At 35.7% G+C, this 15,358-nt stretch carries 17 protein-coding genes and 1 tRNA gene; 6 read left to right on the top strand and 12 right to left on the bottom strand.

The window, feature by feature from the left end; translation table 11 throughout:
- The 5 genes from F1847_RS05980 to F1847_RS06000 form a co-directional block, all read right to left on the bottom strand.
- Complete coding sequence (locus tag F1847_RS05980) at positions 1-1,791, bottom strand: DUF6178 family protein (protein ID WP_150072168.1); 1,791 nt, start codon at positions 1,789-1,791, stop codon at positions 1-3.
- Complete coding sequence (locus F1847_RS05985) at positions 1,763-2,146, bottom strand: YraN family protein (protein ID WP_150072169.1); 384 nt, start codon at positions 2,144-2,146, stop codon at positions 1,763-1,765. The genes F1847_RS05980 and F1847_RS05985 overlap by 29 nt, the downstream gene beginning before the upstream one ends.
- The gene (locus F1847_RS05990; protein ID WP_150072170.1) at positions 2,143-2,784 is read right to left on the bottom strand and encodes a ribonuclease HII; all 642 of its coding nucleotides are present in this window, start codon (positions 2,782-2,784) and stop codon (positions 2,143-2,145) included. The genes F1847_RS05985 and F1847_RS05990 overlap by 4 nt, the downstream gene beginning before the upstream one ends.
- A 46-nt stretch (positions 2,785-2,830) precedes the next feature.
- The gene (rplS, locus tag F1847_RS05995) at positions 2,831-3,196 is read right to left on the bottom strand and encodes a 50S ribosomal protein L19 (protein WP_150072171.1); all 366 of its coding nucleotides are present in this window, start codon (positions 3,194-3,196) and stop codon (positions 2,831-2,833) included.
- Between the two features lie 55 nt (positions 3,197-3,251).
- Positions 3,252-3,326 (bottom strand) — tRNA-His (locus F1847_RS06000).
- 173 nt (positions 3,327-3,499) lie between these two features.
- Here F1847_RS06000 and pgsA point away from each other — a divergent pair.
- A complete protein-coding gene (pgsA, locus tag F1847_RS06005; RefSeq protein WP_150072172.1) occupies positions 3,500-4,360 on the top strand; it encodes a CDP-diacylglycerol--glycerol-3-phosphate 3-phosphatidyltransferase in 861 nt (286 codons plus the stop codon).
- On the opposite strand, the gene F1847_RS06010 is transcribed toward pgsA, so the two are convergent.
- On the bottom strand, positions 4,357-4,761 hold the full coding sequence (locus tag F1847_RS06010; protein WP_150072173.1) for a hypothetical protein: 405 nt from the start codon (positions 4,759-4,761) through the stop codon (positions 4,357-4,359). The genes pgsA and F1847_RS06010 overlap by 4 nt on opposite strands.
- A 121-nt stretch (positions 4,762-4,882) precedes the next feature.
- Between F1847_RS06010 and F1847_RS06015 the strand changes: the two genes are divergently transcribed.
- Entirely contained in the window at positions 4,883-6,148 is a 1,266-nt protein-coding gene (locus tag F1847_RS06015) for a class II fructose-bisphosphate aldolase (RefSeq protein ID WP_150072174.1), read from the top strand.
- On the opposite strand, the gene dprA is transcribed toward F1847_RS06015, so the two are convergent.
- From dprA to lhgO, 6 genes are all read right to left on the bottom strand, one after another.
- The gene (dprA, locus tag F1847_RS06020) at positions 6,138-7,190 is read right to left on the bottom strand and encodes a DNA-processing protein DprA (RefSeq protein WP_150072175.1); all 1,053 of its coding nucleotides are present in this window, start codon (positions 7,188-7,190) and stop codon (positions 6,138-6,140) included. The two genes, F1847_RS06015 and dprA, sit on opposite strands and share 11 nt — an antisense overlap.
- Complete coding sequence (locus tag F1847_RS06025; RefSeq protein ID WP_168194281.1) at positions 7,180-7,779, bottom strand: hypothetical protein; 600 nt, start codon at positions 7,777-7,779, stop codon at positions 7,180-7,182. Before F1847_RS06025 ends, dprA begins: the two co-directional genes overlap by 11 nt.
- Entirely contained in the window at positions 7,776-8,384 is a 609-nt protein-coding gene (gene recR, locus F1847_RS06030) for a recombination mediator RecR (RefSeq protein ID WP_150072177.1), read from the bottom strand. The genes F1847_RS06025 and recR overlap by 4 nt, the downstream gene beginning before the upstream one ends.
- Positions 8,385-8,389: 5 nt before the next feature.
- A complete protein-coding gene (locus F1847_RS06035; RefSeq protein ID WP_150072178.1) occupies positions 8,390-8,728 on the bottom strand; it encodes a YbaB/EbfC family nucleoid-associated protein in 339 nt (112 codons plus the stop codon).
- Between the two features lie 3 nt (positions 8,729-8,731).
- The gene (gene dnaX, locus F1847_RS06040) at positions 8,732-10,246 is read right to left on the bottom strand and encodes a DNA polymerase III subunit gamma/tau (RefSeq protein WP_150072179.1); all 1,515 of its coding nucleotides are present in this window, start codon (positions 10,244-10,246) and stop codon (positions 8,732-8,734) included.
- Positions 10,247-10,489: 243 nt separating this feature from the next.
- Positions 10,490-11,683, bottom strand: a complete 1,194-nt coding sequence (gene lhgO, locus F1847_RS06045; RefSeq protein WP_150072180.1) for an L-2-hydroxyglutarate oxidase — start codon at positions 11,681-11,683, stop codon at positions 10,490-10,492.
- Positions 11,684-12,054: 371 nt separating this feature from the next.
- Here lhgO and leuC point away from each other — a divergent pair, with 371 nt between their 5' ends.
- From leuC to F1847_RS06065, 4 genes are read left to right on the top strand one after another with little or no spacing between them, the layout of a single operon-like run.
- Entirely contained in the window at positions 12,055-13,329 is a 1,275-nt protein-coding gene (leuC, locus tag F1847_RS06050; protein WP_150072181.1) for a 3-isopropylmalate dehydratase large subunit, read from the top strand.
- Between the two features lie 14 nt (positions 13,330-13,343).
- On the top strand, positions 13,344-13,844 hold the full coding sequence (leuD, locus tag F1847_RS06055) for a 3-isopropylmalate dehydratase small subunit (protein WP_150072182.1): 501 nt from the start codon (positions 13,344-13,346) through the stop codon (positions 13,842-13,844).
- Between the two features lie 2 nt (positions 13,845-13,846).
- A complete protein-coding gene (mazG, locus tag F1847_RS06060; RefSeq protein WP_150072183.1) occupies positions 13,847-14,629 on the top strand; it encodes a nucleoside triphosphate pyrophosphohydrolase in 783 nt (260 codons plus the stop codon).
- Positions 14,626-15,357 carry a metal ABC transporter ATP-binding protein gene (locus tag F1847_RS06065; RefSeq protein WP_150072184.1) on the top strand — a complete coding sequence of 244 codons (732 nt, stop codon included), beginning with the start codon at positions 14,626-14,628 and terminating at the stop codon, positions 15,355-15,357. Before mazG ends, F1847_RS06065 begins: the two co-directional genes overlap by 4 nt.
- Position 15,358 lies beyond the last annotated feature (1 nt).

The following is a 15,358-nucleotide window of genomic DNA, read 5'->3' on the forward strand; positions in this document are numbered from 1 at the left end:
TCAATGGTTTAGGTCTATCAAAATCAAGGTTTGGTATTTGGGATCAGGGGGGTTTTTAAGGTCGATATTTCTAAACTCTAAAGAAAGTTTTTCTATGACAAAGTTGAGAAAAGAGTTTAACAATTCTCCTTCATAATACCAGTTCGTTTTTACATAGTTTTCAAAACTTTTAAAAAATGTCTCTTTCATCTCTGGTTTAAGCTCGCAATGATCTTCTTTTTCTTCAAAAAGTTCATTTAAAACTTTAGCCCAACTACTTTTAGGTATGGCTTTAAAAATAAACTCTCCGTTTAATTTCCAGTGAAAAAAAGAAGTAAGGATAAGCCCACTCCAGGTTAAAAAGTTTACATCATAATTTCTACCTGGTTGGTTTACTTCTTTAATCCAACTAAGGGTTGAACCAAACATCCTCTCCATCACCGGAGCTATATAACCTATTTCCTCTATATACCTACGAGCGGTATTTACTTCGCTTATTTTCTTAAAAAAGGTGTATTCTTCTAATGTCCCTATTTTTTCTGGACGGAAATACCTTATTTCGTTTATTTTTTTCACCAAAACCCCTTCAAGATATCCTTTATAAGGTTGGTCAAGATATCTTAAAACCGAAGGATCAAAATCTTTACTTTTAGTAACCGAAAGGGCGAATTTTCGAAGTTGTTTAAGTAGGGTCTGAGCTACCCTAAAAAGGTCTTCGAGGAAATGTTCTTCTACCAAACTTTTGGCTACCTCTCTGTTCCCTTGAGAAAGATATTCTATCCCTAAGTTTAAACTACCCCATAATTTATCTAAACTTTTTTTAACCTGCTCTATCTCGTCTATGACGACGTTGTCTACGATGATTACCTTATTAGCCAACCAAGCAAGTTCTTTTTTTATTCTTCCTATCTGATAAGGGTCATTTATAGCCTCTACAACTTTAAAAATCAACAACTCCTCCTCTCCAGGATAAACCATGATATTAATCGGAGAAAATTCCTCTTTCTCTTCTGAAGAAGGAAGCGCTATAGGTTCTATTTTTCTTAAGCTTTTGGGATGCAAAATAGTATAAACGTCTAAAGCTTCAAAATATTCAAGAATACCTTCATCAGCTAACCTTCCGTTTCTCCACCGATAAGCCCTCTCCTCTACCTCTGCTGGAATCTCCCAGATTACAGACTCAAGCAAGGCAAAATAAGTTTCTGCCATTTCCTCTCTTAAAATCTCTATCATTCTCCTGAAATAAAATTCTAAAGCCTCATTTTGAAATTCTATAAAATAGAAATCATCTAAAGTAAAATAAGGCAAAAAGTCCATAGCTTCTATTAACTCTATATCGTCTGGCTTTTTGTATACCTTAATAAACTTCTGAAACATCGCTATCAAAAAATCAAAATCAGCTACCTTTAACCATTCTAAAACTTTTCCCTCTCCCGCATGAAAGAGTAGGACTATCCAAGAAGCAACCCTTTCTTTTTTAATTCGGTCTTTATACCAACAATCCATATCAAACATAAACTGAATTTGACTTCCTTTAGCATAAGAAAGAAGCTCAACCGATAAATCAAGAGAAGAAGCTTTGATGGTTAAAAACAACTCTTGATAAGGAAGATTTTTTACTAAACCCTCAGGATAAGGAGAGTTTAGTATAAGTTTAGCCTTATCCTCCCAAGGGGCATTAAGCACCAAATCATAGGCCTGATAAAAATCTAAAGCCTGCAATCTTTTTTCTAACTCTTTCTCAGAAAGCTTTAAAATTTCCTTTAAATCTAAAGATAGTCCCTCAAACGTCTTTTTGAAAAGCGTCTTCATAATGAAATACCTCCTCCCCTCTAATCACCACAACATCAAACCTGATATTTTTTATTTTACTTAAATTTTTAGAATTTTTAAACAAAAATTCTTCAGCCACCCCAAAAATCTTTCTTATTTTTCTTTGGTCTATCTTTTCTTCTGCAATAAAATCTAAACCTTGAAAATCAGCCTTTACCTCTACAAAAACCAACAGATCCTTTTTCATGGCTATTAAATCTATTTCCCCTTGTTTAGTCCGAAAGTTTTTAGCGATTATTTTAAAACCTTGGGCTTTAAGGTATTTTTCTGCTAAACTTTCAGCTAATCCACCTTTTTGTTTAGAGGAGAGGACCTCAAATAATTTTTTAATCATAAAAAACACCGATAGTAGGTTCTATGAACCTCACATGGACCATAGAGTTTTATCCTCTCAAGATGAAGCTTAGTTCCATAACCTTTATGTTTTTCAAAACCGTATTGAGGATAAACCTTAGACAATTCTTGCATATACCGATCTCTAGCCACTTTAGCCAATATAGAAGCTGCCGCTATTGAAACACAAAGATTGTCTCCGTCTATCACCGCCTTTTGAACACCATGGTATTCTGGAATTAAAAAAGGTCCATCTACCAATACCACCTGAGGTGAAGGGTTAAGCCCTTTTATAGCCTCATACATAGCCTTAAACGTAGCCTTTAAAATACCTTTAGCGTTTATCTCCTCTACGTCTACTTTAGCGATAGCATATGATAAAGCATGAGAACATATATATTCAAACAACTCTTCTCTTTTTTTAGGGGTTAATTTTTTTGAATCTTTTATCTCTTTAGAAATAAAATCTTTAGGAAGAATAACTGCTGAAGCAAAAACAGGACCTGCGACAGCCCCTCTACCTGCTTCATCTACCCCGGCTATTATGCTATAGCCTAAGTTTTTTAAATATTTTTCTAAATCTGAAAATCTATCGAATGAACTTTCGACAGAAGAAAAAACGTTTTGTTCTTTAACCAAGGTTTATTTAAAAAAGAGGGGTGTTTCTACCCCTCTTTTTTATTTTTTACTCCATAACTTTATTATCAAACCTTTCTTTAATACGAGCAGCCTTACCAAAACGTTCTCTAAGATAGTAAAGCCTTGCCCTTCTTACCTTACCTCTCTTAACGATTTCAACCTTTTCAATCCTGGGAGAATGTAAAGGAAAAGTCCTTTCAACCCCTACTCCAAAAGAGACTTTCCTCACAGTAAAAGTAGCATTAATACCAGAACCTCTTCTTCTTATAACAACCCCTTCAAAAACTTGAATCCTTTCCTTTTCTTCCCCTTCTTTAAGCCTAAAGTGAACCCTTACCGTATCTCCTGGATTAAACTTAGGAAGTCCTTCTTTTAAATAATTTTTTTCTACTTCTCTTACTAAGGGATGCATAAATCAACCTCCTTATCACAGGACCTATTTAATAATCTTAATTAAATAATAAAAATGGGGAGGCCGACGGGGCTTGAACCCGCAACACCCGGGGCCACAGCCCGGTGCTCTACCATTGAGCTACGGCCTCCACCTTTAAAGAGTGTTATAATATTATAGTCTACCCTACAAAAAATTCAATAGCTTAACCTTCAAAAGCCTAAAAAACTCAAATTTAACCTTTATCTCAAATAAGTAATAATTCTCCTGTAGAAATAAATCTTTGACTGTGTAAAACATTAAAATTATAGTATAATTTAAAACGTGAACAAAAAAATAAATCCTAATCTTCTTACTTTAATGAGAATATTTTTTCTACCTATCCCTTGTATTCTTCTTTTTATAAATTCCTTTCTCTCCAACCTTATAGCTACAGTCTTACTGCTATTTCTTTCTCTAACCGACTATTTTGATGGACTTTTAGCCAGAAAATATAACCGAACTTCAAAACTCGGGGCCCTTCTTGACCCTATAGCCGACAAAATTTTTATAACTACCATCTATCTTATCTTAGTAAAACTTAATTATTTCCCATATCTACCGGTATTTTTGCTTCTTCTACGAGAAATTTGGATTTCCTTTTTAAGGAGTATTTTCCCTCAAAAAATGAAGGTCCATCTAATAGCTAAATTTAAAACTTTTTTTCAAATGACCTTAGCCGTAGGCGTAGTCTTAGCCAAAACCTTTTACCCTAATCTAAATACCTCTCTAATAGAAATGCTTATCTGGGGGGTTGTTTTTCTTTCTTATCTTAGTGCTTTTGGATATGTTTTACGTAATATGAACAATTTAAACCTCTTATTTCATAAAAATTTTCGAAATAAACTGATATATGAGATTTTATATCCTCTTTTTTTGTTGCTAATTTTTCCCTTCATAGAAGAAGTTTTCTGGATAGTACCTTTGCTTATGGGAATAATCTTTTTAAAAGGGGCAAAAAGTTTTGAACCAGAAAGGGAAGAGAGGTTTATTTTTTTTGATTTTATTGTTTTATTTTTAGTAATAATAACCGAGCTTATTTTACTGAAAAACCTCAAATTTTCATTGTTTCTTTTGTTAGTTTACCTCCTTTTTAAGGAAGGAATTAAAAGCCTTAGAGTTTTTAAAGAATCTTTGAAGGTTTAGTCTTCTTCTTTTTTAAACGGAAAAGGTATGATTTTTTCCTGAGTTTCTTTTTTTTCTGGTTTTTTAGGACCTCCTCCTTTTGGGCCGGGAGGTAAAAAGGGGTCTGTCAACTGAATAGGAACAGCCTGTTGGTAGAGGCTAAAAAGCGTTTTTGGTAAATCAAGGGTATACCAGATAATATGAACTCTCTGTAAGGTAATAGTAGGTATACCAAGTAAGATAGGATAAAGCCCTGTTTTATCAAACTGAACCAAAGCAGGCCATTCTACCTCAAAAAACTCCTTTTTTTCCAGAACAAACTGAAGGGATTCAAAAAAAGTATTATAACAAACCACACCTAAGAAAAGACCCGTTGGCAGTTGAAAAAGCACAGGTTGTTTGTCTATGTTTGGTTCAGCCATGTTTTTATTTTATTCTCCTTTTACTTTTTTGCAACCTTTTACAGGAGGTTTACAGTTTGAGTTGTAAAATTTTGGTTTTATGGTTACCTTAGGAATAATGATTGGTTCAAAGGAGGCTTTTATGGAAAAACAACAAATATTGGCTGAACTTACGGAAAACCCTAAAATTATAGATAGATTAATTTATCAGGCAGTTTTTGAAGATAGACAACTACTATCGGTTTTACACGAGGCGCTAAAAGATTTAGGGATCAAAGGTTATAGTATCTATCCTTTATACCAACGCTTTTCCAAAAAGTTTCTTGGTTTTACCGTGCCTGCAATTAATCTGCGTGGTATGACTTATGATGTAGCCAGAGCAATTTTTCGAACAGCTAAAAGGCTTTCAGCCGGAGCCTTTATCTTTGAGATAGCTAAGTCTGAAATAGGTTATACTAAACAACCACCATTAGAATACGCTACCGTGGTTTTAGCGGCAGCCTTTAAAGAAGGCTATCGGCTTCCGGTTTTTATTCAAGGAGACCACTTTCAACTTAACCGAAAGTCTTTTTTTGCCAACCCTGAAAAAGAAAAAAACAACCTTAAAAACCTTATTAAAGAGGCTTTATCTGCTCAGTTTTATAACATAGACATAGACGCCTCTACTTTGGTTGATTTAGAAAAAAAGGAAATTTCTGAGCAACAAAGGTATAATTACGAAGTAACCGCTGAGCTCTGTGATTTTGTAAGAGAAATCGAACCCACAGGAATTAAAGTTACCTTAGGAGGAGAAATCGGAGAAATAGGAGGTAAAAACAGCACCCCTGAAGAGCTTAGGGCCTTTATGAAAGGGCTAAAACAAACCTTAAAAAAAGAAGAAGGAATTTCCAAAATAAGTGTTCAAACAGGAACTATCCATGGTGGAGTGGTTTTACCAGACGGTAAAATCGCTGAAGTCAAACTAGATTTCAAAACCCTAAAAGAACTTTCTAAAATCGCTAGAGAAGAATTTGGACTTGCAGGTGCGGTCCAGCATGGAGCTTCTACCCTACCAGAAGATTATTTCAGCCTTTTCCCCGAAAATGAATGCGTAGAGGTCCACTTAGCCACAGCCTTTCAAAACTTTCTTTACGACCATCCTGCCCTTCCTGCTGAGTTTAGAGAAAAAATTTACCGATACCTTAAAGAAAACCTTAAACACGAATGGGAAGAAGGCCTTTCTGAATCGCAATTTATCTATAAAACCAGAAAAAAAGGGTTTGGAGCCTTTAAAAAAGATTGGTGGGACCTTGATTTAAAGGTTAAAAAACACATCTTAGAGGATATGGAGGGCTTGTTCGAAAAAATATTTTTAAAATTAAACCTTAAAAATACAGAGAGTTTAATAAAAGAGGTTTTCAATCTTTAAGTTTTATAAAGCTACCTGGTAAGACCTGGACCAAACCCTTAAACTCAAGTTCTGTGACAGCCGATAATACTTCAGCGGCAGGGAGTTCTATCTTTAACAAAAGATCCTCTAAATGGATAGGATAAGAAGAAAGTAGAGACAAAACCTTTTGCTCTTCTTCGGTAAGGTCTTTATCATTTTTATTATCTTCTGACTTAAATAAACCAAAAGTTTTTAAATCCTCTGTTATCCCTAAAAAATCTAACAATTCTTCTGGAGAAAAAACCGGCTGAGCCCCTGATTTGATAAGAAAATGGGTCCCCTCGCTTTGGATAGAAAAAATACTCCCAGGTACCGCAAAAACTTCTTTTCCTTGATGGAGAGCCCATTTAGCGGTGATAAGCGTCCCACTCTTTGGCCCTGCTTCTACCACCAATATAGCCTCTGAAAATCCACTTATAAGCCTATTTCTTAACGGAAAGTTTTCTTTCCGCGGGGGGGTTCCTAACGGAAATTCTGAAACCACCGCTCCATACCCAGAGGCAATTTTATTAAATAATGTTTGATTTTCTGGAGGGTAAACAACGTCTAACCCTGAGCCTAAAACCGCTATGGTCCTTCCTTCTACCTCTAAGCAAGTTTTGTGGGCTATGGTATCAATCCCTCTTGCAAGACCTGATATTATTACTACTCCAGCTTGGGAAAGTTTTTTAGAAAATTTATATGCCACCTCTTTTCCGTAATTAGTAGGTCTTCTTGAACCTATTACCCCAACCGAAGGCGTTATCTTTTCTAAACTACCTTTTACATAAAGAAAAATCGGAGCATAAGGTATAGCCTTAATTTTATCTGGAAATTCTTGGTCTTCTCTAAAAAAAATTTCTATACCTAATTTTTGAGCTTTCTCAAGTTCTTTTAGACCTAACCCTTCTATTTCTTTTAAACTATACCTTTTGTAAGCTAAAATATCTTCTAATGAAATATTTTCTTCAAAAAATTTAATGGCTTTCAAAAGGTTTCTTTCTTTAAGATAAAAACCCAGCCAAAGAATTTTATCCTTCATAAGATTTAAACTTTAAGCTTAACCTCTGGTGGTTTAGGTCAAAGTCTATCAAGGTGGTAAAGCCCTCTAAAAACGTTTTAAGTCTCTCTAAAGAAGGAGGCTCTAAAGTTCTATCCCAACTAAATTCAAGGAGTTCTCCGTTAATTTTAATCCAAAGCCTTCCCTCTTTTAGACTTAAGAACAAAAGCTCCCCTAAACCACAGAAAAAACCTCTTATAAGATTATTGGGAAATTTTACTTCTCCTTTTTTTTCTTCTAATATCTCTTTAGCTACATTATGTTTAAAGGTTAAGTCTGCTTCCCAAAAGGCTAAGGCTTCTTCTATAAGAATTTTCAAATCCCAAGAACTTAGAGAATCATCGTTTAAGTCAGAATAGGCTATTTCTAATCGTTGATTAAGCTTTTTAAGTTGATTAAAAACCTTTTCTAACCTTTGGGTTAGCTCTTCTTGAGTTAAAGAGGCTTTTTTCATCAAAAGGATTTGAACTTCCAAAAAAGCCCCTTGTAACATTCCCCTTAAATTATGAAAATATCCTTTGGTTAAACTTCCCAAAGCTAAAGTTTTACAAAAAAAGAGGTCTTCTTTCATTTTTCTTTTAAAAGCTCTCTATAAACTAAAGCCCTTTTAAGGGTTAAAGGGTCTACAAATTGTAGGTCCATCCCCATCGGAACTCCGCAGGCTAATCTGCTAACCTTTATAGGATAATTTCTCAAGACCTGTAAAATATAATTAATGGTAGCTTCACCAGCCAAGGTAGGAGAAAGGGCAAAAATTATCTCTTCTACCCCCCTTTTTTTAACTAAAAAAAGAAGTTTATCTATCTCTAATTCTTTAGGACCGATACCTTCTTTAGGAGAAAGTAGATAATGCAATACAAAATAATAACCTTTATATATCCCTGTGTTTTCTATATGAAAAAGGTTAACCGGATTTTCCACCACACAAAGGGATTTAGCCTCTCGGTTATCATCTTGACAAACCCTACACACTTCATCTTCAGAAAGATTCCTGCAAAGCTTGCACAACTTTACCTTATACGGCAGTTCTTTTATCAAATCACCTAACGTTTCACAAAAATCAGGTTTAGATAACAAATATAGAGAGATACGGGTAGCGCTTTTTTCCCCTATGCCTGGAATCTTAGATAAAGATTCTATAAGCTTTTTTAGAGTAAGGGGATAAACCATCGACATGAGATTTAAAATAATCCTGGGAGGTTAAAACCTCCGGGAATTTTTAGACCTCCTGTAATCTTTGCCATTTCCTCTTCTATCATTTCTTTAGCCTTTTTCAAGGCTTCGTTTACCCCGGCTAAAATCAAATCCTCTAACATTTCTTTTTCTTCAGGATTTAAAAGTTCTTTTTCGATTTCTATGGCTAAGATTTCTTGCTTACCGTTAGCAGTAACGGTTACCATCCCTCCACCTACCTGAACGGTAACCGTTTTTTCTTCAAGCATCTTTTGAGCTTCTTCTAACTTTTTTTGCATCTTTTGGATCTCTTTCATCATTTGCTGTAACTGGGGTGGTAGTTTCATATCTTACTCCTTGTTTAATATTTGAATATAAGATATTTTAGCAGAAAGATGGGTTAAAATTTCTTTTACCTCAGGCCTTTCTTTTATCTCTTCAAGCTTAGGTTGAGGAGAAACCTCTACCTCAACCTCTACAGGCTTCTTAAAAAACTCTTTCATCTTCTCTATAAGTTCATCAAAATATGTAGTATTTTTTAAATGTTCCTTAACTTTTATATGTAAACGCTGTAAATTAAAGACAGGTGAGGGTAAACTATTAGCGAGACTGTAAAGAATTGGACGGTCTTTTGCAAGTAGTTCTAAAAAATCTTGCCAAGTTTTTTCAGAAAAAGTTAAAGGTTCTTTTTTTTCTTCAGTTTCTTTAAGTGAAGGTTCAAGGTTTTTATAGTCAAAAGAAAGGTTAGGTAAAGTCTCTATTTTCTCTATCAATTTGTTTAGAGGAACTAATTTAGCTTGTTCGCAAACCCTTACCAAGGCTAATTCAAACTGCAGCTGAGGATAACTACTTCTTCTTAATATCTCAAGGTCTCTGGTTAAGCTCTGTAAGATCAGAAAAATTTCCTCTAATTCGTATTCTAAGACTAAATCTCTAAGAACTGGATTTTGAAAATGCTGGGTATTTTCTTGAGGTAGAGCTTTTGTCAAGAAAAGCTCTCTGAAAAATTCGGTTAGTTTTTCCATAAGATAGATAAGGTCGGTTCCTTGTTCGTAAACCTTTTGAACAACCTCTAAGGTTTTTTTTAGGTTTTTCTCCAACAAAACTTGAGCTAATTCCTCTATTAACAAGGCTTCATGCCATCCAAAGGCTTGAATGACATCCTCTTTGGTATGAGTTCCATAAGCCATAGCCTGGTCTAAAAGTGAAAGGGCGTCTCTTAAACTCCCTTGAGCTTCTTTAGCGATAAGTTTTAAGGCCTCCTCTTCTATCTGATAACTCTCCTTTTCACAAACGGTTTTTAGATGCTTTATTAATTGAGGAAGGTCAAGCTTTCTAAAATCATAACGCTGGCACCTAGAAAGGATGGTAGGTAAAAGCCTGTTAGGCTCGGTAGTAGCTAAAATAAAATATACATGAGAAGGTGGCTCTTCTAAGGATTTAAGAAGGGCGTTTGAAGCCTCTTTAGTAAGCATATGGGCTTCGTCTATGATATAAACCTTGGCTTTACCTCGAGTAGGAGCATATTTAAGGTTTTCGATGATCTCTCTTATTTGGTCTATTCCTCGGTTTGAAGCAGCATCTATTTCTATAACGTCTACAAAAACCCCACGATTAATCTCTAAGCAGTTAGGACATTGATTACAGGGTTCATATCCTTCTATCGGATTTAGGCAGTTTAAAGCCTTAGCTACAAGCCTTGCTACCGTGGTTTTACCTGTTCCTTTTATACCTGAAAACAAAAGGGCATGAGAAAGCTTACCTAATTTAAGGGCATTGGCTATGGTTTTGACTACATGGGTCTGTCCTACTACTTCTTTAAACGACTGAGGTCTATATCTTCTGGCTAAAACTATATAAGACATGTTTATTATTTTAAAGCTATTTTGAAAGTTTACAACCGAGGCCTGAAATCCAAGCTTCTTTTAATTTTTCGATTTCCTCTTCATATTCCTTAGCCGGTCTTTCTATTCCGCAGGTAAGGCACCTTACCTTCCCTTTTGCTCAGGTTCCTTCTAAAACCGCTTTTCCTCCACAGTATTTACAAACCAGAAAATCTTCTTTGTGAAAAGTTTGGTCAGGATTTTGCATGTTTTTTCCTTAAAATTTTATAAAAACCGAGTTACTACATATTCAGCAAAAGGAAGACAAGCGGTAAACGCTGGAGACACTGCATTCAAGATGTGAAGACTATGTTGGTCTCCTTCTACTACAAAGTCTTGCACCAACTCCAAAGTATCCTTGTGTAAAAGTTGGGCTCTTATACCTGGTTTCCCCCAACGGTTAAACCCTCTCTGATCCATATAATAGACTAATTTCTGGGCTTCACTTATCAAATAAGACTTCCAATATTTTTTTAACTCATCCAAAGCAAGACTTCTAAACTTAGAATTTTTAAAAAAAAGCAAAAAGAGATACTTCCCAATCTCTGTCATCTCATTAAGTTTAAAGTTAGAAAAAAGGCCGTAATTTTCCCTTGATAAACAAGGAGTAGCAGTAGGACCGATTTTAATGGTCCCATCAATTTTTATCGTAAAATGTACCCCTAAGAAAGGATTTTTAAGATTTGGTACAGGATAAATATTTCTTGAAATAAACTGAGAGGTGCCAGTATATTCTAAATAAAGACCTTTAAAAGGTAAAATCACATAGTCTTTACCAAAACCAAAATCTTTAGCTATTTTATCGGCGTAAAGGCCTGAGGCGTTGATGATTTTTTCTGCTGAAAAAAGGATTTTTCCTGCAAAAATTTCGTTTTCACCAAGTCTTTTTTGGTAAGGGGTGTTAAAGAAAAACTTAACACCCATCGTTTCCAAGTCTTTTTTTAAAGCGTTAAGAACCTCTATAGGGTCTACGGTTGAAGTAGTCGGGCTCCAGAGGGCTTTCTGAAAGGTTTTAGCATTAGGTTCAAGGTCTTTAAGCTCCTTTTCGTCTATCAAATAAACCTCTACCCCGTTAGCCTCTCCTCTTCTTTTTAGTTCATAAAGGGTAGGAAGGTCTTCTTCAGACTTAGCAACCACTACCTTACCGCATTTTCTTATACCAAGGCCTTTGACTTCGCAGTAGCGGGTTAGTTCTTCGTTTCCCTTTTTAGTAAACTTAGCCTTCAAGGAATCTGGATAATAGTAGAAACCTGCATGAAGGACCCCACTGTTTCTTCCGCTGCTATGAAACCCGAGTTCTTTTTCTTTTTCTATGATATAGACTTCTTTTTCAGGAAAACGCTCCTTTAGTTTTAAACCTAAGGCAAGCCCTATGATACCTGCCCCGATAATAAGGAAATCAGCCTTTACCTTTTTCATAAGGCTAACTTTAATATCTTTTTTCCTGTAGTCAAGGCGTCCTCAGATAGGTGATATTACAAGTGTCTATTTTATTGTGTCAAAACTTTTTGACTTGAAAATACCTCTTATGGAACAAGTTAAAAATCTTTTCTAAGAAATGAGAAGGTAGACAATTTTTGTGTGTTAGTTCTTGAGGAAGCTACCATGCCTTTTATTATTCTTAAGGCCTTTATACAATTAATGAGATAACACCCCACGTTCTCCACTTCCTGCCATATATTACTGCTTAGGTGGAATATTTTGAGCAATCTTCTAAAAAATTTAGGTTGCAAAATATTTCTTAAGTTTTAAAATTTATTATCTCTAAAAAAACCTGTAGGGGTAAAGATATGGGAAAAAAGCCGATGACTTTAGCAGAAAAAATCTTAGCTCACAAGTTTGGAAAAGACTATGTAGAACCAGGAGAATTAGTAGAAGTACCGGTAGATCTTACCTTAGCTAACGATATCACCGGTCCTTTAGCCATTAAAGTTTTTGAAGCTACTGGAATAAACCGAGTTTTTGATCCAGAAAAGATAGTCCTAGTTATGGATCACTTTACCCCAAATAAAGACATAAAAAGTGCTGAACAGGTAAGGATATGTCGTGAATTTGCGAGAAAGTACCGTCTTCCTCATTATTATGAAGGTGGGGCTTGCGGAATAGAGCATGCCCTTTTACCTGAGCTAGGACTGGTTGTGCCTGGAGACATAGTAATAGGTGCGGATAGTCATACTTGTACCTACGGAGCACTTGGTGCTTTTGCTACAGGAGTTGGGTCTACAGACCTTGCCGGTGCCTGGATAACCGGGAAAACCTGGTTTAAGGTGCCTGAAACCATCAAGTTTGTTTATTACGGAAAGCTTAAGCCTTGGGTTACAGGAAAGGACTTAATCCTTTATACCATAGGAGACATTGGGGTAGACGGAGCCCTTTACAAGGCGATGGAGTTTACCGGAGAAGTTATAGAAAGTCTATCGATGGCAGAAAGGTTTACCATGTCCAACATGGCGATAGAAGCTGGGGGAAAGGTAGGATTAATAATCCCAGATAAAAAAACTTTAGCCTATGTTAAAAAACATTCTACTAAACCTCCTTTAGTTTTAAAACCTGACAAAAAAGCCACTTATGCAGAAATAAGGGAATATGATGTCTCTCAAATAGACCCTGTAGTAGCTTTACCTCACCTTCCTTCTAACGTAAAATCAGTGAAAGACCTTCCTAAAATTTATATAGACCAAGTAGTGATAGGGTCCTGCACCAACGGCAGGTTAGAAGACCTTGCCATAGCTGCTAAAATCCTTAAAGGAAGAAAAGTAAATCCTAACGTAAGATGTATCATTATCCCTGCTACTCCTAAAATCTATAAGGAAGCCCTAAAAAAAGGCTTTTTAGACATTTTTATAGAGGCTGGGGCTATAATATCTCCTCCTACATGTGGACCTTGTTTAGGAGGACACATGGGTATCCTTGCCAAAGGAGAAAAGGCTGTAGCTACTACCAACAGAAATTTTGTAGGTAGGATGGGACATCCTGAAAGTGAGGTTTATTTAGCCAGCCCTGCCGTAGCTGCTGCCAGTGCGGTTACAGGATACATTACCACACCTGAAGAATTAGGTCTATAAAAAGGAGGTTAGTTATGCAAAACATAAAAGGTAAAGCCTGGAAGTTTGGAGATAACATAGACACAGATGTTATCATTCCTGCAAGATATCTTAATACCACCGACCCAGAAGAACTTGCCAAACATTGCATGGAAGATGCAGACCCAGAGTTTGCCAAAAAGGTAAACCCTGGCGATATCATAGTAGCAGGTAAAAACTTTGGTTGTGGTTCATCCAGAGAACATGCCCCCATAGCGATAAAAGCCTGTGGTATCTCCTGTGTGATAGCCGAAAGCTTTGCCAGGATCTTTTACCGCAATGCCTTTAACACCGGACTTCTTATCCTTGAATGCCAAGAGGCATCAAAAGACATAGAAACAGGGGATGAGCTTGAGGTTTATCCTGAAGAAGGAAAAATCATAAACCTTACCAAGAATAAAACCTATACTACCAAACCTTTACCGCAGTTTATGAAAGAAATTTTAGAAGACGGAGGATTAATTCCTCACATCATGAAAAAGTTTAAAAAGGACTAAAAATGAAGGTTACTAAAGATCAGGCTGGGTTTGAAACTCTAAGAGAAATAGTAAAAAACTTACGAGGAGAAAAGGGCTGTCCTTGGGATAAACAGCAAACCCCCCAAACCTTAAAAAAATATCTTATAGAAGAAACCTACGAACTTATAGAAGCCATAGAAAAAGAAAAGGATGAAGAAGTCAGAGAAGAGTTAGGGGACTTATTATTTTTGTTAATTTTTATCCTCTATCTTTATGAGGAAAAAGGGGTCTTTTCCTATAAAGACCTTTTTTATTATACCGCTCAAAAGATGATAAAACGCCATCCTCATGTGTTTGGAGACGAGGTAGCTAAGACTGCGGAAGAGGTGTTAAAACATTGGCAGAGGGTAAAAAAAGAAGAAGGTAAAAGTTCTTCGGTTTTAGGGAACATTCCTAAAAGCTTGCCTGCGTTGCAAAGAGCTTTCCGTTTAGGAGAAAGGGCAGCAAGAGTAGGTTTTGACTGGGAAGCTCCTGAAGAGGTTTTAAACAAGCTTAAAGAAGAAACAGAAGAATTAAAAGAAGCGATTAAAAAAGGAGACCAAGAAGCCTTAAAAGAAGAAATAGGAGACCTTCTTTTCACCGTAGCCAATCTTTCTCGTAAACTAAACATCAATCCTGAAGAAGCCTTAAAAGTAGCTTTAGAAAAGTTTGAGACTCGGTTTAAACGCTTAGAACAAGAAGTAGAAAAAAGAGGGCTTTCTTGGGAAGAACTAAGTTTGACACAGCTTGATCAAATCTGGGAAGAGATTAAAAATTCTTTATGAACCAAACGGTATTAAAGGTAGAAAACCTTTACTTTGCCTACGACGAAGCTTTAGTATTAAAAGATATAAACTTTGAGGTGAAACAAGGAGATTTCTTAGCCCTGATAGGTCCTAATGGAGGGGGAAAATCTACTCTAATCAAATGTATCTTAGGCTTTTTAAAACCGATTAAAGGGAAGGTTTTTTGGTGGAATAAAGAATTAAAAGATTTTAAAGAATGGTTTAAAATAGGTTATGTCCCTCAAAGGGCAGGTGATTTGATAGACTTTTTAACCCCCCTTACAGTAAAAGAATTTTTAATACTACCTGAAAAATGGTATAATAAACGTTTAAACCCAACCTATTTAGCAGAGGTTATCCACCTTTTTGGGCTTGAAAACTTATTAAATAAAAAATTAGGACAACTATCTTACGGACAACTACAAAGAGCTTATATAGCAAGGGCCTTAGTTTTAAAACCGCAGGTTTTGATCCTTGATGAACCTTCGGTAGGCCTTGACTTTTTTTCTCAAGAAAGATTTCATAATGTGTTAAAAGATCTACATCAAAAAGGCCTTACCATTCTTCTTATCACCCATGAAACCTGGTTGCTCACCAAATCGGTAAATAAAATCGCCTGTATTAACAAAAATCTATTTTTCCACGGAAGTCACGAAGAGTTTTGTGTTTTAAGCACCCAAAAAGATTTTTATTCTGACTATCATCGGATAGAACATACCCACTGGTAAA

The sequence above is a fragment of the Thermodesulfobacterium sp. TA1 genome (assembly GCF_008630935.1).
In the GTDB taxonomy this organism is placed as follows: Bacteria; Desulfobacterota; Thermodesulfobacteria; order Thermodesulfobacteriales; family Thermodesulfobacteriaceae; genus Thermodesulfobacterium.

What these genes read in the sequence shown, in the direction of transcription:
- rplS (WP_150072171.1), bottom strand. Translation starts at nt 3,196, where the DNA reads ATGCATCCCTTAGTAAGAGAAGTAGAAAAAAATTATTTAAAAGAAGGA.
- dnaX (WP_150072179.1), bottom strand. Translation starts at nt 10,246, where the DNA reads ATGTCTTATATAGTTTTAGCCAGAAGATATAGACCTCAGTCGTTTAAA.
- recR (WP_150072177.1), bottom strand. Translation starts at nt 8,384, where the DNA reads ATGTCGATGGTTTATCCCCTTACTCTAAAAAAGCTTATAGAATCTTTA.
- F1847_RS06015 (WP_150072174.1), top strand. Translation starts at nt 4,883, where the DNA reads ATGGAAAAACAACAAATATTGGCTGAACTTACGGAAAACCCTAAAATT.
- mazG (WP_150072183.1), top strand. Translation starts at nt 13,847, where the DNA reads ATGAAGGTTACTAAAGATCAGGCTGGGTTTGAAACTCTAAGAGAAATA.
- F1847_RS06025 (WP_168194281.1), bottom strand. Translation starts at nt 7,779, where the DNA reads ATGAAAGAAGACCTCTTTTTTTGTAAAACTTTAGCTTTGGGAAGTTTA.
- F1847_RS06035 (WP_150072178.1), bottom strand. Translation starts at nt 8,728, where the DNA reads ATGAAACTACCACCCCAGTTACAGCAAATGATGAAAGAGATCCAAAAG.
- lhgO (WP_150072180.1), bottom strand. Translation starts at nt 11,683, where the DNA reads ATGAAAAAGGTAAAGGCTGATTTCCTTATTATCGGGGCAGGTATCATA.
- F1847_RS06010 (WP_150072173.1), bottom strand. Translation starts at nt 4,761, where the DNA reads ATGGCTGAACCAAACATAGACAAACAACCTGTGCTTTTTCAACTGCCA.
- F1847_RS05985 (WP_150072169.1), bottom strand. Translation starts at nt 2,146, where the DNA reads ATGATTAAAAAATTATTTGAGGTCCTCTCCTCTAAACAAAAAGGTGGA.
- leuC (WP_150072181.1), top strand. Translation starts at nt 12,055, where the DNA reads ATGGGAAAAAAGCCGATGACTTTAGCAGAAAAAATCTTAGCTCACAAG.
- F1847_RS06065 (WP_150072184.1), top strand. Translation starts at nt 14,626, where the DNA reads ATGAACCAAACGGTATTAAAGGTAGAAAACCTTTACTTTGCCTACGAC.
- F1847_RS05980 (WP_150072168.1), bottom strand. Translation starts at nt 1,791, where the DNA reads ATGAAGACGCTTTTCAAAAAGACGTTTGAGGGACTATCTTTAGATTTA.
- dprA (WP_150072175.1), bottom strand. Translation starts at nt 7,190, where the DNA reads ATGAAGGATAAAATTCTTTGGCTGGGTTTTTATCTTAAAGAAAGAAAC.
- leuD (WP_150072182.1), top strand. Translation starts at nt 13,344, where the DNA reads ATGCAAAACATAAAAGGTAAAGCCTGGAAGTTTGGAGATAACATAGAC.